Genomic DNA, 21398 nt, shown 5'->3' on the forward strand with positions numbered 1-21398 from the left:
TATGAGAGAATATAAGATAGCTATTGTTAATTCAAGTAGTTTTGGAAAGATATTCCCTGAACACATTGATCGTTTGAAGGAAATAGGAGCTGTTGATTATTTTCAAGTTGATAATGAAATGAATGGAAAAGAACTTGCAAACTTATTAAGTGGATACAATATTATCATTGCAAGTGTAACCCCATTTTTCACTAAAGAGTTTTTTGATTATAAAGATGAGCTTTTGCTGATTACACGTCATGGAATTGGATACAACAATATTGATATCGATGCGGCAAAAGAACATGATACTATTGTTACAATAGTTCCGGCTTTAGTAGAACGGGACGCAGTCGCAGAAAACAACATTACAAATTTGCTGGCTGTATTAAGAAAAACAATGGAGTCCAGTAATCGAGTTAAAGCGGATCGTTGGGAAGATCGAGCTGAATTTGTTGGACATGCACTTTTTAATAAAACAGTAGGTGTTATTGGAGTTGGAAACACAGGAAGTTGTGTAGTAGAGATTGTTAGAAATGGCTTTAGATGTAATGTTTTAGCTTATGACCCATACAAGTCAGATTTGTATTTACAGACTTATGGGGCAAGAAAAGTTGAATTAGATGAATTGTTGACTTCTTCTGATATTATTTGTCTTTGTGCAAATTTAACCAAAGAAAGTTATCATATGATATCTAAAAACGAAATAGAAAAAATGAAAGACGGTGTTTACATATCGAATAGTGCGCGAGGAGCATTATTGGATGAAAATGCGGTTATTGAGGGATTGAAATCTGGAAAAATTGCTGGTTTTGCGACAGATGTTTTAGAAGAAGAGCCAGGAAGAAAGAGCCATCCTTATCTAGCTTTTGATAACGTTTTAATAACTCCTCATACATCAGCTTATACTATAGAATGTCTAGAGCAAATGGGTAATAAATGCGTAACAGATGTGGAACAAATAGTTCAAGGTATTTTACCAGAAAGGGCAATTCAGTCAACAAGTAAATTCATTAAAAAATAGGGGGGATAAAAATGTTGACAGATTTAAAGGTTAAAGTTGGTCCTGAGTTCTATAGGTATCATGAAGGTGCAATTGATTTTATTCCGCAATTATTAAAAGAACATAAATCAAAGAATATCTTGATCGTACATGGAACAATTTCTTGGGAAAAAGCAAAGCCAAAGATGAAGTTTTTAGAAACGATAGATCAAAATGTTTTTTATCATCAATATACAGGTGAATGTAGTTATTATGGTGCAGATTTAATAGCACAAATCGTTGAAGAAAATGATATCGATTTTATTATTGGAGTTGGTGGTGGAAAGCTTGTAGATCTTGTTGGATATGCTGGTCATATTTGTAATGTTAAATATGGGGTCGTTCCAACTTTGGTTAGTAATTGTGCACCATGGACACCTCTATCTGTTATGTATAAGGAAAGTGGAGAATCAGAAGGAAAATCTGAGCATTATATGAGGCAGGCTAGTTTCCTGATAACAGATCCGCATTTGGTGATTGATTCTCCAGTACGTTACTTCATTGCAGGGTTGGCAGATACAATTGCAAAATGGTATGAATCAGATTCTATTTTAGCTCAAAAACATTTACAGAACGAACCTTTTTTGAAGTTAGCAAGCTATACTGCAAAGTTATGTAATGAATCAATTGTAAAAGAATCGGCTAAAGCAATGAAAGATATGGAGAATAAAGTAGTTTCGGAGGAATTTGTACATTTATCTGAAATTGTGATAGCAGTTGCAGGTTTATGTGGAGGATTGGGAGATAAATATGCCCGTAATGCCGCAGCACATGCAATGCATGATGCAATAGCTAAATATATTCCGGAAAGCCATTCATATCTTCATGGCGAAAAAGTAGCTTATGGGGTTTTATACCAGTTGGCTCTAGAAGGCAAATGGTCGACGATTGATTCTTTAATGCCTTTCTATTCAGATTTGAAACTACCTGTATCTCTGCATTATATGGAATTGTATCCAGAAGATGAAAAAGTTCTTGATGATATAGTTGGTTTTATTAATTCAAAAGAAAAAGTTCATTTGATTCCTATTGTAATTACGCCAGATATTTTGAAAAAAACAATCTTTGATTTAGAAAAATATGTAGAAAAGAGGTAGAAGAAGAGTAATGGAAACTTTAAGTGTATTACAGAGTTTTTTAATCGCTTTGTGGGTTGGCGCGGTTATGTCAAGATGGTTTGGTGGAGGAGCTTCACTAACGCTTCGATTTTCACCTTTAATGACTGGTTTGATTGTTGGTATTGTTATGGGAAATGTTGGCCAAGCAATGATTGTTACAGCAGCGCTGCAGTTGATTTATATGGGTGTTTTTTCTCCAGGAGGATCCATGCCACAAGAACCATCTATTGCAGCAGCTATCGCAGTACCGGTTGCTTTATTAGGAAATTTACAGCCTGAAGCCGCTATTGCTGTCGCAGTTCCAGTTGGTTTGTTAGGAAGTTATTTATATCAATTCCGTTTTTTTATCAATACATTCTTAGGTAAATATACAGATAAAGCTGTAGAAGATTTAAATGATGGCGCTATTAAGCGTTCGATAATTCTTTTACCTACAATTGCATCATTTGCTTTATTTGTACCATTGGTATTTGTAGCTTTATATTTTGGGGCACCAATTATTGCAGATGTAATCAATGCTTTGAAAGGAAGTTATGTCATTCATATACTTGAAGTTGTTGGTGGTGGATTAGCCGCTATTGGTATTGCCACAACAGTTTATGTAATTGGACGTAAGGATTACTTAGCATTCTTTTTCTTGGCGTATTTCATGAGTGTTTCATTAAAATCATTGAATATTACAATGGTAACTTATGCTGTGTTTGGTCTATTGATTGCTTTAATTTTCAGTATGTCTCAAAAAGGAAAGAATGTTCCTAGTACAAATGTTGTTAAGGGTACAGAGACATTAGATGAAGATGATTATGATGATGGGTTTTAAGGAGTAGATAAAATGAGTGAAAATGTAAAAAGAGCTGCTAAAGCTCCAGAAGAGATCACAAAAAAGGATGTTACTAAAGCATATTTAAGATGGCATTTTGCGAATGAAATTCCACATTCATTTGAAAGATATCTTGCATCTTCTTTGTTGTATGGAATGATGCCAATTTTAAGAAAATTATACAAAGATGATGAATCGTTAAAAGCTGCTTATAAAAGACAACTATTATTTTTCAATACTCAGTTAAGCTGGGGTGGTGGAGTTATTACTGGTTTAATGGCTTCCATGGAATCACAACGTGCAAAAGAAGAATATGAACAATCAGAAATAACAATGCAAGATGATTTGATGTATAACACAAAAGCTGGTTTAATGGGTGCACTTGCTGGAATTGGTGATGCAATTGACTCAGGGACTGTGCAATATATCTTTATTGCCATCGCAGTTCCCTGGGCACAGCAAGGTAGTCCATTAGGAGCGTTGTTCCCATTCGTTTGCTTTGCACTTTACCAAGTTTTATTGGGTCTATTCTTTGCTCGTCAAGCATTTGATATGGGACGCAACGCAACAGGATTGATGGGAAGTACAGGTGTTAAAACTGCAATCGATACTTTATCTGTTTTAGGTCTATTTATGATGGGAATCTTAGCAGGTAACTATGTAAAAGTTAGTGCAAATTTACAATTTACGATTTCTGGAAAAGCATTCATTATCCAAAATATTTTAGATTCTGTTGCTCCGGGTATTTTACCATTAGCAGTAGTTATGGGAGTTTATTTGTTCTACAATAAAAAAGGTTTAAAAGTTACACCAGCATTATTATGGTTAACATTAATTTTAATTGTTTTAGCTAGCGTTAGAATTCTATAGAGTAAAAAGGAGAGTTGAAAAATGGGTGTTATAAATTTAGCAAGAGTAGATGAACGTTTAATTCATGGACAAGTTATGGTGACTCTTTCACAAAAGAGCGGGGTAAATTCAATTTTTGTAGTAGATGAAGTTGTAGCAAAAGACCCATTCATGAGAGATTTATATAAAAATGCAGGTAGCCGTACCGGACAAAAAACAATAGTAATTACGCCAGAGAAAGCTAAATTCTATTGGGATGAATATCAATTCAAAGATTATAATTGTATCTTGATAGCAAAAACTGTAAAAGTCATGTATGACTTGGTTAAACATGGAGTGCCAATGAAAGAATTGAATATTGGAGGTATTGCACAAAAAGATGCAAGTAAAGATTTACTAGTTACAAAATCTGTTTATATAAACAAAGAGGATGTAGATAGATTAGTAGAAATGAAAGATAAATATGGAGTAGAGAATATCTATTTCCAAGCTACTCCTTCTGCTCCTAAAACAGAATTGAAAGATGTTGTTAGTAAATTTAAATAATTGTTTTTAAATGAAAGATTATTATTTTCCTTATAATAAAAATTGGAGGTTTATCATGGAGGATATTTTTAACGATAGATTGGCTAGGTATTCGTTTATGTATAGCTCACGGAATAGCAATAAAGAGAAAACTAGATTTTTGAAGGCGCTTGTAACAGATATATCACAAGTGCGAAAAGATATTTCCGTAATCGAATATAGTAATCAAAAAAAAGCCAGTGCACGAAATGTATATGTTGGAGATATTGAAAAGGCAGATCAAATCGTTTGTACTTATTATGATACACCTCCAGCCTATTTAGGAGATTATGTATTGTTTAATAGAAAAAAACAAGAAAAACAAACTACAAAAGCCGTTCTTTGTATGTCTCTAATTTGGATTTTCCTGGGTATTCTAGGAACACTTTTATATATGAAATTGGTTTTTGCACCATTTGTTTTATTTTCTGTGCAAACAGCATGTCTTGCACTAATATACGGCGGATATTTTATTATTTTATCAAAGTTATCAAAAGGTGAGTGGAATCGAAAGAATTTAATTAGAAATACATCTTCAGTACTTTGCTTGCTACAGATGTTAACAGAGAATCAAAATCAGAAAAAAGTTGCTTATGCATTTATTGATGACGGTTGTTATGGCAGACGAGGATTAGATGTCTTAATGAGTTCTGCAAAAAAGAATGCAAAGGTTTATTTTTTAGATTCTATTGGAGCAGATGCCACTTTAAATGTAATGGGTAAACAATTTAAAGAAGAGCTTGCTGAATCTAAAGAAATCCGATATGTATCACCTAGAGGTCAAATCAATTATTTATTTTGTGCAGATATGAATCAAGATAAAGAGTTTTACTTAGATAAGTCAAAGTTAAATAAGAAAAATTTAAATTATAGCCATTTTACTCAAGTAATAGAATTGTTAGGCATATGAAAGAAAATAAAGAGTCCAAAAAGTCATGATTATTTTTGATTATGCCTTAAATCAAAATATAAAAGGAGATTAAATCATGTTAGGAATTGTAATAGCCACACATGGTACCTTAAGCAACGGTATAAAAGATGCAGCTGAAGTTATTATGGGGAATACAGAAAATATCGCAACTGTAAATTTAAATGCAGGAGATGATGTTGAGAAACTTGGTAAGAAGATAAATAACGCTATTTTAGAAGTAAATCAAGGTGATGGTGTTGTGGTATTAGTTGATTTAGTGAGCGCAAGCCCATATAACCAATCAGTTCTTGTTACAAACCAATTAGAGAGTGAATTAAAAGATAAAGTTTATATTATTGGTGGAGTTAACTTACCTATGTTATTAGAAATAATCAATCATCAAATTTTAGGGACACAAATTGAAATAGTTGCAAAATCAGCTACAGAACAAGCAAAAGAATGTATTAGCTCATGGCATTTTCCTATTGATGTAGATGCTAATGAAGCTGATGAAGATGATGATTTTTGATGGAGGGATAAAATGAAGTGGGGATTTAGATGGTATGGAGCGAAAGACTCTATTCCTTTAAAACATTTCAGGCAAGTTCCAGGAACAGATGGTGTTGTAGGGACCTTATTAAATAAGTTACCTGGAGATGTTTGGGAAATTGATGAAATTAAAGAATTTAAGGCTTCAATCGAAAAAGAGGGATTGGAGTTACTTGGTATTGAAAGTGTTGCAGTTCATGATGCAATTAAAGCAAGAACAAAAGACTGTGATCATTATATTGATAATTATATTCAAACAATTAGAAATTTAGCAGCATGTGATATTCATTTAGTATGTTATAGTTTTAAACCAATCTTTGGATGGGCTAAGACAAATTTGAAATATGAAAACCCAGATGGTAGTTATTCATTGTTGTTTGATCAGTCTGTTGTAGAACATATGGATGCGAGTGAGATGTTTAAGCTTATAAATAGTCAATCCAATGGGTTTAAATTACCTGGATGGGAAGAAGAACGTCTGAAAAAGTTTAATGATTTGATGGAAATGTATGAAAATATTAAAGAAGAAGATTTATTTGACAATCTTGCATACTTTCTAAAAAAAGTTATTCCTGTTTGTGAGGAAGTTGATGTGAAAATGGGGATTCACCCGGATGATCCACCATGGGAAATCTTTAATCTTCCAAGGGTAACAAAAAATTTAGAGGATTATAAAAGAATAATAAATATTATTGATTCTCCTTATAATGGTGTAACACTTTGCACAGGATCTTTAGGAGCAAATCCAGAAACAGATTTAGTCAAAGTCATACATGAATTAGGAAATAGAATTCAATTTGTACATTTAAGAAATGTTGAATTTTTGGGAAAACAAAAATTTAGAGAATCCGCTCATTTGAGTATAGATGGATCGTTGGATATGTATGCACTTATGAAGGCGCTTGTAGATGTTAATTTTGATGGTGTCATCCGTCCAGATCATGGTCGTTCAATTTGGGATGAAATAGCAATGCCAGGATATGGTTTATATGATCGTGCTTTAGGTTTTACTTATTTAAAAGGATTATATGAAGCTATCACAAAATCTCAAAAAGAAAATGGATTGGAGCAATAATAATGAGTGTAAATGTAGATGTATATAAAAAATTAGGAGAAATAAAGTTATTACCACTTTATACTGCAACTGATTTAAAGTATTTAGATGATTTGGAAGAGATTCTTTTGCGAAATGATGTACCTTTTATAGAAGTAACATTTAGAAGCAATCTGGCTTTAGAAGCAATTAATAAACTTTCACAATCGGGTAAGTTAATTGTTGGAGCGGGAACTGTGCGTACATTAGAAGAAGCTAAGAAGGCAATTGAAAATGGAGCAAGTTTTATAGTTTCTCCAGCAGTGATTCCAGAGATAATTGAATATTGTATTGAAAACAAAGTTCCAGTTTTTCCTGGAACAGCAACTCCAACTGATATTCAAAAAGTAGTTAGTTATGGACTTCATGTTGTAAAGTATTTCCCAGCAGATATTTATGGTGGTTTAAAAGCAATTAAAGCATTAAGTGGACCATTCTATGATGTGAAATTCTTGCCGACAGGGGGAATTAATTCAGATAACTTTATAGATTATATTAGTAATGATAATATTTTAGCGGTTGGTGGATCATTTATTATTTCTGAAAAAATGATTAAAGAGGATGGGAAAGAAAAGACGAGCAACTTGTTAAAATCATTGGTTGATCAAATTAAAGCTTAGTGCAATATTGCACGGCTTTTTTTTGATGATCATGTAATTAACGACGCGACTCCATAACCTCTTGGTTACCATCTATTCTAATCATAAAAACTGTTGCAGTAAATGATAAGAAGATATTCAAAATAATCTGCATTAATATAGAGATAAGGAATTTAGTAGTAATGATAAGAATAAATAAAAAACATGAATATTGAGTATTGCGTTTTATAATCTACAATGTTATACTTCATTTAAGGTACTTCAGTACCTTAAATGAAGTATAACTTGGAGGTGTTTACGTTTTGTCAATAATACAAACGAAGAAGTTAACAAAGAGTTACGGATCAAAAAATAGTGTTTATGATATTAATCTGACAGCTAATGAAGGTGAAATATATGGTTTTCTAGGATTAAACGGTGCAGGAAAAACAACCACAATGCGGATGTTGCTTAAAATGATTAATCCTACATCTGGTGAAATTTATTATTCTGGACAATCAATTTCAAAGCTGCCTTCTGAATTTTGGAATCAGGTGGGTTACTTAATTGAAACACCACATGCTTATCCAAATTTTACTGTAGAAGAAAATCTTATATTATATGCAAAGCAAAGGCTAATACCAGATTCAGAAATTAAGAAACGAATTGATGACATTTCACAGCGTCTATTGCTAGATAATTACCTACAGGTTAAGGTAAAAGATCTTTCTTTAGGAAACAATCAAAAAATTGGATTAGCTAAGGCGCTTATTCATAAACCAAAAATTCTTTTGTTAGACGAACCAACAAATGGATTGGATCCGGAGGGGCTTGTAGTTGTTCGTAATTCTCTATTAGAAATGGCTAAAAATGGGACAACTATTTTTATTTCAAGCCATCTATTAGATGAGATGGAAAAGCTAGTAAGTCGAATTGGGATATTAGCACATGGACGTCTGCTGCGAGAATTAAATTTTTCTGAATTTGAAGTCTGCAGAGAATCAAAGCTTTACATAAAAACGGATGGCTCCGTCAAGAATCTTGAACATTACCTTGCTACAAAAAACTTGCAATGCACATCAGTAAGTGAACAGGAAATACTTGTTTCGGATATATCTATTAACCAATATTCTACTTTATTACAGCAGTTAGAAAATCAGAAATTGAATCCAATGATTTTTCAACCTGTAAATGAAAGTTTAGAAGAATTCTTTCTTAGAACAATTAAGGAGGGCAAATCATTATGAAACAGATATGGTCAATGACTAAAATTGAGTTTTACAAAATAATACGGGGGCATATACCAATTTATATTTTAGCTTTTTATAGTTTTTTGTTACTTATCCATATGCAGGATAAAACGTGGGAAGAATTTTTGAAAAATACTTTTTTTATGTATTCTACTGTTATTGGATTAATGGGATTTGGTATTTTAAGCAGCTGGGTATTTGGTAGAGAGTATCAGGATCAAACTTTTAAAGATCTTTTATCATTGCCAATTTCTCGTACAAGTTTAGTATGTGCAAAGTTTTTTGCTTTAGGATTAAGTTTTTTAGGCATAACAGTATTAGCAATTGGTGGGACATTTGCCATGGGTTTGTGCTTGGATTTTACAAATTTTGATGTATTATTGACTGGAACTCTTCTAAAAAGGTTAGGGATAGTAACACTCTATAATTGTAGTCTTAGTTTTCTATTCCCACTTATCGCTAGCATCACGCGAGGAATATTAGCTCCCGTTAGTACTTCCTTTGTAGCTATAATTATAGCTGCCATTTTTGGATCGCAGCCCTTAGGTCGTTATATCCCGTGGACAATTTCAGGAATATATTTAAATAATCCTCAGCTTATTAATTGGATCAGTAAATTCACGATTTTGGCTATTTTATTTATTGGTGTTTATGGTACTATATTATGGTGGAATTATGTAGACCAAAAATAGGAGGTTATATCATGAATGAAAAAGTTAGTCGACGCCGAGGAGTTATACTTGAAAATGCGATTTTAGATCAGGCTTGGTTATTGCTTAATCAAATAGGATATAGCAAATTGACTATGGACGATGTAGCTCAAGCTGCAAAGACCAATAAAAATGCTATTTATCGTCGATGGCCACAAAAATGTTATCTTATTTTTGCCGCTTTAAGCCGACATGCACCATCAATAGAATTAGAAGTCAGTGATCATGGTTCGCTAAGAGAAGATTTAATAGCCTTATTTAATGTTTTAAATCTATTTGAAATTATCAGACCCGATGATCTACGAGATGTGATTTTAGATATGCTTTCTAATATGACGCCTTACGATTTATTTAATGTTATAAACAACGGAAATGGTCTTCGTGAATCAACTGAAACTATTATAACGCGAGCTAATCAGCGCAAAGAGATTTCACTTTCAATAGATACTATTTCTGAAAAGGCTTTAAATTTACCAGCTATACTAATTATAAATGAGCTTGTTTTACATGGAAGGATCACAGAAACGAATACTGAGGATATTATTGATAATATTTTACTTCCGATATATAAAGCGAGTAAATAATCTAATTGGTAAGAATAACATTGGACTTATAATTAAGATTTTCTTATTATTTCTTAATAAAGAAAAGAGCTGGCTTCATAGCATAAAGACAATTAGATTAGATTTAAAAGGTTCAAATGTTGATTAAAAAATAGAACTTGGACCTTTTATTAATTAGCTCAATATCTTATTTAGGAAATAATTTATGTAGGCTAAAAAATGAGCTATCGCTAATGGATTTTAATTCGCTAATGCGATAACCCTTATAATGCCTATTTTAATTTCCTAATAGGATTTACTTACTAAACCATGCTTTACTAAGTAAATTAACACCCTCAACAATATCACTGTCAGTCATTCCGCCAAAACCAAGAAAAACCATATTATTAGGATATTTATCCTTGCGTAACCAATATGTAGATACGGGAGAAACTATAACGCCATATTCTTTAGCTTTTTCTATTATCTCTTCTTCAGATAATCCATTATTTAATTCTAACAAGATATGCAAACCTGCATTTTTACCATGAATAATAACATTATCTCCCATAAATTTATGAATAGAGTGGATTAACATATCATGTCTTCTTTTGTTTAGAAGAGATATCTTGCGCAGATGACTATCCCAATGTCCTAAATGCATAAACTGTTGAATGATTTTTTGCTCAACTATTGGGACTGATGTTTGGTAGCTACTAAAAAATTTATCATATATTTCTAGTAATGATTGGGGTAATACCATATAATTCAATCGCAAGCTTGGAGACAAAGATTTTGAAAAAGTACCAATATATATAACATAGCCTTCTGAATCAATACCTTGTATTGAAGGAATTGGCCTTGAATTGTAACGAAGTTCACTATCATAATCATCTTCAATTATAATTCCATTTTCTCTTCTTGCCCAATCTAATAATTGTAATCTTTTTTGAATTGGCATCACTGATCCAGTAGGGAATTGATGTGAAGGGGTCACATATACTATCTTTGCGGAATTATTTTCTAATTCAGCAATATTTATTCCATCCTTGTCTAAGCTAATTGGAACAACATCATATCCGTTATTGTTAAAAATCTTTCTTGCGCCAATGTAGCCAGGATCTTCTAAAGCTACTTTAGAAAAATTATTTCTAAACATTTGGCATAGCAAACTTAAACACTGCTCAAAGCCTGAAGTAATAATAATCTGTTCTGAGGTACATGAGACAGCCCTTGACTTATTTAAATAATTCATTATTTCTATTCGTAATTCTTTTTCGCCTTTACTGCTAGTATAGGATGTCATAACATCAGCATCTATAGAGGCCAAGCATTTATTGGATATCCTTCTCCACAAGCGCAAAGGAAAATCAGAAGCATTTAACTTTCCATATTTGAAATTATACTTATAATTATTATCAGAATTCATCTTAGGTAGCGTAGTTTTTTTATATTTCTCAATATTGACAGAGTTATCTCTTTTTAACTTAGTGATTAGCATACTATCTAGTTTTTCAACTATGAATCCACTGCCTGCTTTACTTGTAACATATCCTTCAGAAGAAAGTTGTAGATAAGCACTTTCTACTGTATTTCTACTGACATTTAATGTTGTTGCAAGCGTTCGGGTTGAATATAGCTTACTGCCTTCTAGAATTTGTCCTGAAATTATCTCTTCTTTTAGCTGCTCGTAAATTTGCAAATACAGTGGAACTCTTGAATCATTATCTAGAACAATCATTTTTTTAAAACACTCTCCTTATAAACTGTATCCTATAAAATAAAATGAATTGGCACTTTTGATGAGTACACGTTGATTGTATAATTGTTTTATAGAAAAGTCAATGTGCACAAATTAAGACTTTTTAAAATATGAAAATAATTAAATTTGTAGAAATACAGAGGAGGAATTTAAATGTTAAATGAAAAATTGCTTGAAGTTATATCACATGAAGGTGTAGTGGCTATAGTATCTTGTAGTAACAATGAGGCGCATGTAGTTAATACTTGGCATTCATTTCTTAGTGTTACTGAAGATGGTAGGATATTAGTACCTGCAGGAGGCATGAGAAGAACTCAAAAAAACATAGAAGCAAATAATAAAGTTAAAGTTACTTTAGGTAGCAAAGAGGTTATGGGACATCAACATCCAGGAGCAGGATTTTTAATAGAAGGAACTGCAAAATTCCTTGTAGAGGGTCCAGACTTTGATATGGTGAAGAAAAAATTTCCTTTTTTAAGTAGAGTATTAGAAATAACGGTTGCATCTGCTAAGCAAACTATATAGCAATAATATAACATAGCTTTTGAAAAAGAGTACTTTATATTAGTGAAATATCTAAAAAGTACTCTTTTTAGATGTTATTAATATGGATTATGTAAGTTTAATTCAGCAATATATATAGGGTATAGGACTATATAATATGAGAAGTTGGATAGCAATTGATTATGTTCGTATATAAATAATCTTATCTATCAATTAGAGGGCAGTTTATTAAAGATAGGATAAATGTAATTATTGTAGGAAAACAGTTAGGATATTAATATTGACTCATACCTAAGGGTAGGAATTAAAATAGGTGTATAAAGAAAAATAACTATTCATATAATTTGAGCAATATGCAGATTTATAGTAGTAATTTATAAAAATATAGAAAAAACAAAAGGAGGAACATAAATTGAAAGTTGATTTTTATACATCTAAAAGAGAATATGAAGAACATAAACAAGAATTTGATAATGCTGTTATTAGCGTTATGCAAGAAGGAATTTCAACGCTTGGAAAAGAGGTGACTGATTTTGAAAAATCTATTGAGGAGTTTACCGGAGCTAAACATGCAATTGCTGTTGCATCTGGAACTGATGCGCTAATTTTAACTTCGGATATTTTAGGATTTGAAAATGGAAAAGAAATCATCACATCTCCATTTACTTTTCTTGCATCTACATCATGTATAACAAGAAGAGGGGGAAAACCAGTTTTTGTAGATATTGATGAGGACACTTTTAATATTGATGTAAATAAAATAGAAGAAAAAGTTACTAAAAATACTGTTGGTATAGTTCCGATTCATCTTTTTTCACAAATGGCTGATATAGATAAAATAATGGACATAGCAGGTAAACATAATTTGAGAGTACTTGAAGATGCTGCTGAGGGATTTGGAATGAGATGGAAAGGAAATGGATCTGAATATAAACATTCAGGCACTATTGGAGATTTTGGGATTTTCTCATTCTTTCCAACCAAGACTCTTGGTGGTTTTGGGGATGGAGGAATGATAGTGACAAATAACGATGAATTAGCTAGATTAGCTAGAATGTATAGAGTTCACGGAGCATCAAAAAAATATCACTATGAACACATTGGATACAATTCAAGATTGGATACTATACAGGCAGCTATTCTTCAAGTGAAAATGAAATACATAAAAGAAAGCATTAAAAAGAGAGAAATTGTTGCCAATTGGTATTTTGATAGGTTAAAAGATTGTCAGGAATTAAAATTTGCCACTTTGAAGGGCGAGCAAAATCCCGTGTATTATGTATTTAATATATTAACAGAAAAGAGAGATGAACTTGGAGAATACTTAAAGAAAAATCAGATTCAATTTAGTATTTATTATCCTATACCATTACATCTTCAAAGGTGTTTCAGTTATTTAGGTTATAAAAAAGGAGATTTTCCGGTTGCTGAAAGTATATGTGAGAGAATACTTGCACTTCCAATATATCCTCAAATAACAGAAGCAGAAGTTGATTTTGTATGTGAAACTATCAAAAGTTTTTTTAAATAATATTAGAAGACTATAAAGGTGAATTAGAGAGTTGAAAATACTAGAAACTTTACATAATATATAGATTTGATGTAGTAAATTATGGTGAAATACTACTAGCGCATAGTTATATCGAAATAAAATCATAAAGTATAAAGAGGAGAGAGAATATGGAAAATATAAAAATTAAAAAAGCTGATTTAGAAGATTTAGAGTTGATTGGAAACTTATTCAATAAGTATAGAATATTTTATGGACAAGATTCAAATTTAGAATCTTCAAAGAAATTTATTGAAGAACGAATGATACATAATGAATCAGTAATTTTTATTATCATGAAAGACTCAATAATACCTCTAGGATTTGTTCAATTATACCCATCTTTTTCATCAGTATCCATGAAAAGAATATGGATACTAAATGATTTATATGTTGAAGAAAGTGCGAGAAAGAAAGGTATAGGTAAAAGTTTAATGAATAAAGCAAAAGAGTTTGCATTTGAAACAGGAGCAAAAGGATTAACCTTATCAACTGCAATAGATAATACTACTGCACAAAAACTATATGAACAATCAGGGTATAAAAGAAATGAAATGTTCTATCATTATAGTTATTTTTTTTAATAAACAAACTAAAATGTATTCAAGTTTAATTTCCGTTTTACGGTCATGCTTTAATGTTATATTCAATATATAAGATTTACACTATTCTTAAATTATGAATTACTAAAAATAAATAGCAAATTATAAAATCGCATTATTCAAGAGATTGAATTTGCGGTTTTTTACTGCACAATATGTAGAAAGTGCGTAGTAACTGGTAAAAAATGTTCTTTGAAAACTGAATAGTATAATACTTGTAAAATATGATATAATTTAGTAGTTGAAATTTTAAGCTTTATTAAGAAAGGAGATTTTAAGATTATGATTATTGAAAAGTTAAATATAGAAGACATTTCGCAGGTATTAGAATTGCATAGTACTCTTATACCATTTGAAATTTCTTTTGATAAAGCTATTGAAACATATAAAGAAATGCTAACGAATGAGAATTATTATTTAGTAGTTGCTAAAGAAGATAATAAGATTATAGGTTCGGCTATTGGGATATGTTGTAAATGCTTAGCGGTATCTTTTTTAGTAATTGAAGATGTAATTGTTAAAGAAGGATTAAGAGGAAAATGCATAGGGCGAAAATTAATGGAATCACTTGACGAGTTCGCTAGAACAAAAAATTGTGCTTATGCAATTCTTGTATCATCTGATTTTAGAAAAAATGCACATCAATTTTACGAAAGAGTTGGGTTTACAGACAGCGTGAGAGGATTTAGAAAAGTTTATTAGGCAAATAATAAACTACAATGCTATGGAAGAATATAATTATGTTTCAAAAGTAAAAACAGATTTAAATATCACATTATTCAAGATAATAAATGAATAATGTGATATTTTTTATTTCGTAATTCTAAAAAAATGCGAAGTAGCTATTTTAAATATTATTCTTTGAAAATTTAACAATGGAATGTTTACAAAATATGTTATAATTGATTCGTAATAGTAAATTATTGTCAATGATCAATTAATACTAGGGAGGAATTTCGTGGATAAAAAGATAAATGCAAAATTGACGAATATAAAAAATTCAATGGCTAACTTCGCAGATTCGGTAAATTGTTCACAAATAGGTAATTTAAGTCAATTAACGAAAGGGTATCTACTCACTAGGATTATTACTAGCGTTATAGTTTGTGGAATAATTTCATTAATAATCTATGCTTTAAATACTTAATAATAATCATTAAAGATGTTATAACTAGACATAAATAGTTTCATGCTAGTTTTCAATATTCTTACATTATGTATTAAAGTAAATGAGAAGCATTTAAAAGATATGAAATATAAATTTATAATAATAAGGATAATATATAGATTTACTTTTACGTAAATTTATATATTATACATTTATTTTATATTATTCATAATTTGATTTTGACGTATCAAGTTTAAGTTGCTCTTCACCCCATAGGTATAATTCCTTAAATGTGGGAAGTAAGGCTTTACCTCTTTCTGTCAAAGAATATTCAACCTTAGGGGGAATGGTTTCATATTGAGTTCTAACAATTAGCTTATGTTCTTCTAATTCTTTTAAAGACTTTGTAAGCATCATATTAGTAATACCTTTAACTTTTCGTTTTAATTCACTATATCTAGTAAAATCATTGTTGGATAAACACCATAAGATAGGTAATTTCCATTTTTGGCCTAAAATATCGAGTGCATATATAACAGGACATTTTCTTTCATATACATTATCAGCAGGGAATTCTTTATTATAATTCATATAATCACTCATAATCACAACTCCTTCAAATTCAATAGTATACTTTTTATACTGGCACAGAAAAAACTGCATTCTTGTATATCTTTTCTCCTATGCTATATTAATTATAACAAAAACATTATAAGAGAATATACAGAAAGAGGAGTGTTACTATGAAAATCTATGGTATTAACGGAAGTCCAAGAAAAAATAAAAATACAGCTACATTGCTTGAAAAAGCTTTAGAGGGAGTAAAAGAAGCTGCAAAAGATAAAGAAATTGAAACTGAAATAATTAATTTATATGATTTAAATTATACTGGGTGCATAAGTTGCTTTGCTTGTAAAAGACTTGGAGGCAAAAGTTATGGAAAATGTGCAGTAAAAGACGAGCTTCAAGAAGTTTTAGAAAAAGTATCTCAAGCTGATGGGCTTATTTTTAGTTCTCCAGTATATTTTAGTAATGTAACAGGTAAATTTCTATCATTTTTAGAAAGATTATTATTTCCATATCTTGTGTATGATAATAATGGTACTTCACTGGCGCCAAAGAGGATGCCAACAGCATTTATTTATACAATGAATGTTAAAGAAGAGGTGATGAAGCAAATTGGTTATTTAAAAACTTTTGAGCGCATGGAATCTAATATTGGACATATATTCACAAAACCATTAGTTATGTATTCAAATAATACTTATCAATTTGATGATTACTCAAAATATAAAGTTGAATCCTTCTCTGAAGAAGAAAAAGCAGCACATAGAAAAATTCAATTTCCTTTAGATTGTCAAAAAGCATTTGAACTAGGTGCAAATTTAATAAAGCACTAGAAATAAAGTAGTATATTAAATTATGAGAAAAGTTAACCTATAAGAAAACTTTTGATTAGTTAAATAGATATAAGTTTATTAATTTTATTTTGGAAAACTATGAAATATGACCTGCACCATACTAGCATTAGAAGAAATATGTAATTAAAAGCAACTTGAAATTTAAATATAGCTTAAAGCAAGAAATGAAAGTGCTGTATTATTCTAGAGTGAATTATACAGCATTATTAATTATATATGAAAATTAATTTCCTTGCCTAATGAAAAATAATCATGGCATTTAGGTCTTGTTATTTTTTTATGTGCCTTATTTTTTGTTTTATATGATATTATTTAATAATTCATTTCTTCCCTTTTCTGCTGATCATTATAGATGTTATTACACTTATTACAAGAATTAGTAAAATAACTGAAATAGAAATCACTATAGATATATGATATTTAAATGATATTCCAAGCTTTATACCAGTAAATATAAGTATTAAGGCTACTCCGTATTTAACATATTCGAAGGTGCTGTGTAGTTTTTCTAAAATAAAATATAAATTTCTAAGACCTAATATTGCAAAAATATTTGATGTGTATACAATGAAAGCATTAGTCGTTATTGCAAATATTGCAGGTATTGAATCAATAGCAAATAGTAAATCTGATCCTTCAATTAAAAATAATATTGCAAATAATGGTGTTGCATGAAGAACATTGTTTATTCTTATAAAAAACTTTTCATCATGAAGCTCTTTAGTTACAGGTATCATTTTTTTTAGAAGTTTAATTAATTTACTGTTCTCAAATGATACATCATCTTCTTTGTTAATCATCATTTTTATACCACTTATAATAAGAAGTATACCAAATATATATATAATCCATTTAAATGCATTAATAATTGCAATTCCTAATAAAACAAATATAAATCTTAGAATAATCGCACCAAAAATTCCATAAGTTAAAATTCTTTTTTGATGTTTAGCAGTAATTCCAAAGCTTGAGAAAATTAATAAAAAGAGAAAAAGATTATCGACACTAAGACTTAATTCAATAATATATCCTCCGAGAAATTCTAAAGCTCTTTCAGAACCCATGTAATACCATATAGCTAAATTAAATATAGCGGCTATAAATGTAATTAATAAAAACTTAAATAAATGTTTTCTAGTAGACATTTTTGTAGCTCCTTTCAGATAAATTTGTATTTAAATTGTATATATTTTTTTAATATATTCGAAATTTTATGTAAAAACAATATTAATATAAGTTTTGTTTTTTTTGTGTAAATTATAATAATTTTAAAAAGTAATTAAAAAACTTGTTTAAAATAATATAACAATTATGTAAGAATAAATCAATAAAAGTTTATCATGTTAAGATTTTTATAATATTGACAAGTTTTTTATTTAATAGTAATATTGTTAATAACAATATTAAAAAGACAGTGATAATCTCATTTATAGGGGGAGTAACTGCCTGTTAATTATAACAGGATTCAAAGTCGTCATTACGGAGAGATCCCGGCTTTGAAAGCAAAAAATGCTTAGTGAGACTCTATAGTTAGAACGTGTTCTAGCTATAGAGTTTTTTTGTTACATAAATTTCTGAATTGAGAAAAAATGTCAAAATATTTTAGTGATTAAGTAAAAGGAGGAAAACAAAATGAGTAGTTTTGGAAATCAAATTAAAACTTTACTCTTGATGAGTGTCCTGACGATATTAGTAGTATTAATAGGCAGAGGTATTGGAGGGCAATCAGGGATGCTGATGGCTTTGGTGCTTGCATTAGTTATGAATGGAGGAAGTTATTGGTTTAGTGATAAAATTGCACTATCTATGACTGGAGCTAAGCCATTAACAAGAAATGATAATATTGAAATTTATAATATGGTGGAAAGATTGACAGCAAATGCAGGAATACCAATGCCAAGGCTTTATATTACAGCTTCTACGCAGCCTAATGCGTTTGCAACAGGAAGAAATCCTAAGCATTCAGCTGTTGCTGTTACACAAGGATTATTGAATATACTAAATTATGAAGAATTAGAAGGTGTTATTGCTCATGAACTGGCACATATTAAGAATAGGGACGTGCTTATAAGTACTATTGCAGCTGTAATGGCAGGAGTAATCACAACAATGGCTAATTGGGCGCAATGGGCGTTAATGTTTGGCATGGGTAACAGTGATGAAGAAGAAGGCCCAGGATTCCTAGCAGCTTTACCATTAATTATTTTAGGACCTATTGCAGCTATGTTAGTACAGATGGCAGTATCAAGATCTAGAGAATATCTTGCTGACAGTACAGGAGCGAGGATTGCAGGACATAGCAGAGGACTCTCTAATGCATTACTTAAGTTAGATCAGGCTTCAAGAGTGGTTCCTATGGACGTAAATCCTGCAGTAAGCCATATGTTTATAGTCAATCCTCTAAGTGCGCAAAGATTAATGAATCTATTTAGCACTCATCCAACGATAGAAGATAGAGTACGTAGACTTCAAAATTCAAATTTATAGTCTTATTTAAAATTAGGAAACTAACTTGCTATTTTTTTGAATGAGCCTTAATAAAATATGAAAAGGTCGTACTATACAAAGGAATAAAGTTTATTCAAGTGAAATAGCAGGAAGTCTAAAAATCATACCCAGATAAATTCGTTAAATTTCAAATTGTAGAATTCCATGAAGATGAGAAGTTCAAATATCTTGATGAAGTTGGCATAACAACAGCCATAAAATATAGAAGAGAAATTATTATAGAATTTACAAAATATAAAAATGGTCAGTTAGTTGCAGCAATGAAAATAAAAGTATGAGAATAGAAAAGGTCCAATATTTTTGCATTTGAGGAGGGTGTAATTAAAAATAACTTGAAATTAAAATATAGCTTAAAGCAAGAAATGAAAGTGCTGTATTATTCTAGAGTGAATTATACAGCATTATTAATTATATATGAAAATTAATAATTAAAAGGTTGTATATCAGTGATATAGCTATTTGTACAATTAATTAGAAGTACTGTAATTTAATTGCAGCATTTTAATTTATTTTTAGTGAATAACTTCCTATTATAGACAAGAAATTAAAAGCCTTTATCATGATTATTAAGTTGTGAGCAACGATTAAACTCCATTTCTAATACTGTGTTTACCGTATGTTTGCCTAGATTATCTAAAGAATTATATTTTTTTAATAAACATTCTAATTCTTCTGATAGTTGTAAACGTGTTTTTATTTTGTTTTCATCCCATCCCATTAAAATAGATGGAGTTGTTTCTAATATTACTGCAAGTTTTTCGATTTTGTCAGAAGGTATATTAGAGATTACACCGCTTTCATATCTTTGAAGTGTTGGCTTACTAATAGATAATCTTTTAGAAACATCTTCTAATGTGAGATTCAATTCTAATCGTCTATTTTTGATATTTTCTTTCAAACCCATTTTATATCACCTCTTAGTTCTATATTAAAAGTAAGTAAATTATAGATTATCAATTAATATAATTTATTGATAATCTATAATAAAATCGAAGCGTCCTAATAAAACTTAATAACTTTTTATTTATTTTGTTTACTGCAGTTAGGCAAATTAAAAAAATCATTCTAATTTTGAGACTATTAATATAATTTATTTGCAATGGTTAACAAAATAAAATATTTAAATAAATTCTGGTAATAAGTATTAGCATTTAATTTTTAATTAAGGTCGATAAATTAAAGAGTTATGATAAATAATAATAATCACTTGTAATTAATACATTGGTTAAAGTCCATAAATTAAGACAGTGTAGATAAAATATATTATAGCATTTATATATATTAATGTATTGGAAGACAGTCCAAAATTTATATATTTTAATTTATTATAACATCTGTTTCTGGATATGCAACAATTATTTTCCAGTATATAGAAAAAGTTACGTAAGAAGTATTGATAATAATAGCCATAATATATAAAATATTACTTAATGAGTAACGAAAGGGGAGCATTTATGATATTAGTTAATGAGTTAAAAGGAAAGATAAAAGCAAAAGGATATACTCAGGAAAAGCTGGCAAGGGAATTAGGAATGTCTCCAAAAACCTTAGGTAATAAACTTAATAAAGGAATATTTGGTTCTAATGAAATCGATAAGATGATAAAACTATTAGATATAAAAAATCCAATAGAGATTTTTTTTAATAAATAAATTACTTGAAAAGTAAATTGTATTAACTTTATATATAGTATTAGAAATCTAAAATTAATTATATATATTGTAAAAATAATTCTTCATCACAATTCTAAAAATATTGCAAGAATTTTAACCGCATTGCGAAATTTTCATTGTAAATTGCAACGTATATATTGTAATTTAAAGTATTATGTTACTCCATAGTTATTTTTATAGGAGGACAAGCTGTGAAAGAATTATTAAAAGAAATTTTAGTTGAATTAAGAAAATAGTAATCTTAAATTAAAAAATAAATGTAAATTT

General features: G+C 29.8%; 23 protein-coding genes. 19 read left to right on the forward strand and 4 right to left on the reverse strand.

The window, feature by feature from the left end; translation table 11 throughout:
- Position 1: 1 nt before the first annotated feature.
- From L1S46_RS09555 to L1S46_RS09610, 12 genes are all read left to right on the forward strand, one after another.
- Positions 2-1003, forward strand: coding sequence for a D-isomer specific 2-hydroxyacid dehydrogenase family protein (locus L1S46_RS09555; protein WP_238899842.1), 1002 nt, complete (start codon positions 2-4; stop codon positions 1001-1003).
- An 11-nt stretch (positions 1004-1014) separates the two neighbouring features.
- Complete coding sequence (locus L1S46_RS09560; RefSeq protein ID WP_238899843.1) at positions 1015-2118, forward strand: iron-containing alcohol dehydrogenase family protein; 1104 nt, start codon at positions 1015-1017, stop codon at positions 2116-2118.
- 10 nt (positions 2119-2128) lie between these two features.
- A complete protein-coding gene (locus tag L1S46_RS09565; protein WP_012058421.1) occupies positions 2129-2959 on the forward strand; it encodes a PTS sugar transporter subunit IIC in 831 nt (276 codons plus the stop codon).
- Positions 2960-2971: 12 nt separating this feature from the next.
- A complete protein-coding gene (locus L1S46_RS09570) occupies positions 2972-3829 on the forward strand; it encodes a PTS system mannose/fructose/sorbose family transporter subunit IID (protein ID WP_012058422.1) in 858 nt (285 codons plus the stop codon).
- Between the two features lie 21 nt (positions 3830-3850).
- Entirely contained in the window at positions 3851-4354 is a 504-nt protein-coding gene (locus L1S46_RS09575) for a PTS sugar transporter subunit IIB (RefSeq protein ID WP_012058423.1), read from the forward strand.
- A gap of 55 nt (positions 4355-4409) precedes the next feature.
- The gene (locus L1S46_RS09580; protein ID WP_077855682.1) at positions 4410-5282 is read left to right on the forward strand and encodes a hypothetical protein; all 873 of its coding nucleotides are present in this window, start codon (positions 4410-4412) and stop codon (positions 5280-5282) included.
- Positions 5283-5358: 76 nt separating this feature from the next.
- The gene (locus L1S46_RS09585; RefSeq protein WP_077855683.1) at positions 5359-5811 is read left to right on the forward strand and encodes a PTS fructose transporter subunit IIA; all 453 of its coding nucleotides are present in this window, start codon (positions 5359-5361) and stop codon (positions 5809-5811) included.
- 12 nt (positions 5812-5823) lie between these two features.
- Positions 5824-6906 (forward strand): mannonate dehydratase, encoded by a 1083-nt coding sequence (gene uxuA, locus L1S46_RS09590; protein ID WP_238899844.1) that lies wholly within the window; start codon positions 5824-5826, stop codon positions 6904-6906.
- Positions 6907-6908: 2 nt separating this feature from the next.
- Positions 6909-7544: a bifunctional 4-hydroxy-2-oxoglutarate aldolase/2-dehydro-3-deoxy-phosphogluconate aldolase gene (eda, locus tag L1S46_RS09595; protein WP_171788391.1), complete on the forward strand. Its 636-nt coding sequence runs from the start codon at positions 6909-6911 to the stop codon at positions 7542-7544.
- A gap of 281 nt (positions 7545-7825) precedes the next feature.
- The gene (locus L1S46_RS09600; RefSeq protein WP_238899845.1) at positions 7826-8749 is read left to right on the forward strand and encodes an ABC transporter ATP-binding protein; all 924 of its coding nucleotides are present in this window, start codon (positions 7826-7828) and stop codon (positions 8747-8749) included.
- Entirely contained in the window at positions 8746-9444 is a 699-nt protein-coding gene (locus L1S46_RS09605; protein ID WP_238899846.1) for an ABC transporter permease, read from the forward strand. Before L1S46_RS09600 ends, L1S46_RS09605 begins: the two co-directional genes overlap by 4 nt.
- An 11-nt stretch (positions 9445-9455) precedes the next feature.
- The gene (locus L1S46_RS09610) at positions 9456-10046 is read left to right on the forward strand and encodes a TetR/AcrR family transcriptional regulator (protein WP_012058430.1); all 591 of its coding nucleotides are present in this window, start codon (positions 9456-9458) and stop codon (positions 10044-10046) included.
- Between the two features lie 274 nt (positions 10047-10320).
- Here the strand turns inward: L1S46_RS09610 and L1S46_RS09615 are convergent, their stop codons facing one another.
- Entirely contained in the window at positions 10321-11745 is a 1425-nt protein-coding gene (locus tag L1S46_RS09615) for a PLP-dependent aminotransferase family protein (protein WP_238899847.1), read from the reverse strand.
- A 174-nt stretch (positions 11746-11919) separates the two neighbouring features.
- Here L1S46_RS09615 and L1S46_RS09620 point away from each other — a divergent pair, with 174 nt between their 5' ends.
- From L1S46_RS09620 to L1S46_RS09635, 4 genes are all read left to right on the forward strand, one after another.
- On the forward strand, positions 11920-12291 hold the full coding sequence (locus tag L1S46_RS09620; protein WP_065417432.1) for a pyridoxamine 5'-phosphate oxidase family protein: 372 nt from the start codon (positions 11920-11922) through the stop codon (positions 12289-12291).
- Positions 12292-12682: 391 nt separating this feature from the next.
- Positions 12683-13801: a DegT/DnrJ/EryC1/StrS family aminotransferase gene (locus L1S46_RS09625; protein ID WP_238859072.1), complete on the forward strand. Its 1119-nt coding sequence runs from the start codon at positions 12683-12685 to the stop codon at positions 13799-13801.
- A 149-nt stretch (positions 13802-13950) separates the two neighbouring features.
- Positions 13951-14403: a GNAT family N-acetyltransferase gene (locus L1S46_RS09630; RefSeq protein ID WP_012058434.1), complete on the forward strand. Its 453-nt coding sequence runs from the start codon at positions 13951-13953 to the stop codon at positions 14401-14403.
- Positions 14404-14703: 300 nt separating this feature from the next.
- A complete protein-coding gene (locus L1S46_RS09635) occupies positions 14704-15123 on the forward strand; it encodes a GNAT family N-acetyltransferase (RefSeq protein ID WP_077853834.1) in 420 nt (139 codons plus the stop codon).
- Positions 15124-15751: 628 nt separating this feature from the next.
- Here L1S46_RS09635 and L1S46_RS09640 read toward each other — a convergent pair.
- Positions 15752-16132, reverse strand: coding sequence for a helix-turn-helix domain-containing protein (locus tag L1S46_RS09640; RefSeq protein WP_077831526.1), 381 nt, complete (start codon positions 16130-16132; stop codon positions 15752-15754).
- Between the two features lie 140 nt (positions 16133-16272).
- Between L1S46_RS09640 and L1S46_RS09645 the strand changes: the two genes are divergently transcribed.
- The gene (locus tag L1S46_RS09645; protein ID WP_236898403.1) at positions 16273-16929 is read left to right on the forward strand and encodes a flavodoxin family protein; all 657 of its coding nucleotides are present in this window, start codon (positions 16273-16275) and stop codon (positions 16927-16929) included.
- Positions 16930-17270: 341 nt separating this feature from the next.
- Here L1S46_RS09645 and L1S46_RS09650 read toward each other — a convergent pair whose 3' ends face one another.
- Complete coding sequence (locus tag L1S46_RS09650) at positions 17271-18113, reverse strand: TerC/Alx family metal homeostasis membrane protein (RefSeq protein ID WP_274603549.1); 843 nt, start codon at positions 18111-18113, stop codon at positions 17271-17273.
- Between the two features lie 469 nt (positions 18114-18582).
- Between L1S46_RS09650 and L1S46_RS09655 the strand changes: the two genes are divergently transcribed.
- Entirely contained in the window at positions 18583-19437 is an 855-nt protein-coding gene (locus L1S46_RS09655; protein ID WP_238899848.1) for a zinc metalloprotease HtpX, read from the forward strand.
- Positions 19438-20002: 565 nt separating this feature from the next.
- Here the strand turns inward: L1S46_RS09655 and L1S46_RS09660 are convergent.
- On the reverse strand, positions 20003-20362 hold the full coding sequence (locus tag L1S46_RS09660) for a helix-turn-helix transcriptional regulator (RefSeq protein WP_238859100.1): 360 nt from the start codon (positions 20360-20362) through the stop codon (positions 20003-20005).
- Positions 20363-20912: 550 nt separating this feature from the next.
- On the opposite strand from L1S46_RS09660, the gene L1S46_RS09665 reads away from it, so the two are divergent.
- Positions 20913-21110, forward strand: coding sequence for a DUF739 family protein (locus tag L1S46_RS09665; RefSeq protein ID WP_238899849.1), 198 nt, complete (start codon positions 20913-20915; stop codon positions 21108-21110).
- Positions 21111-21398: the final 288 nt, after the last annotated feature.

Source organism: Clostridium sp. YIM B02500 (genome assembly GCF_022324665.1).
GTDB lineage: Bacteria > Bacillota > Clostridia > Clostridiales > Clostridiaceae > Clostridium > Clostridium beijerinckii.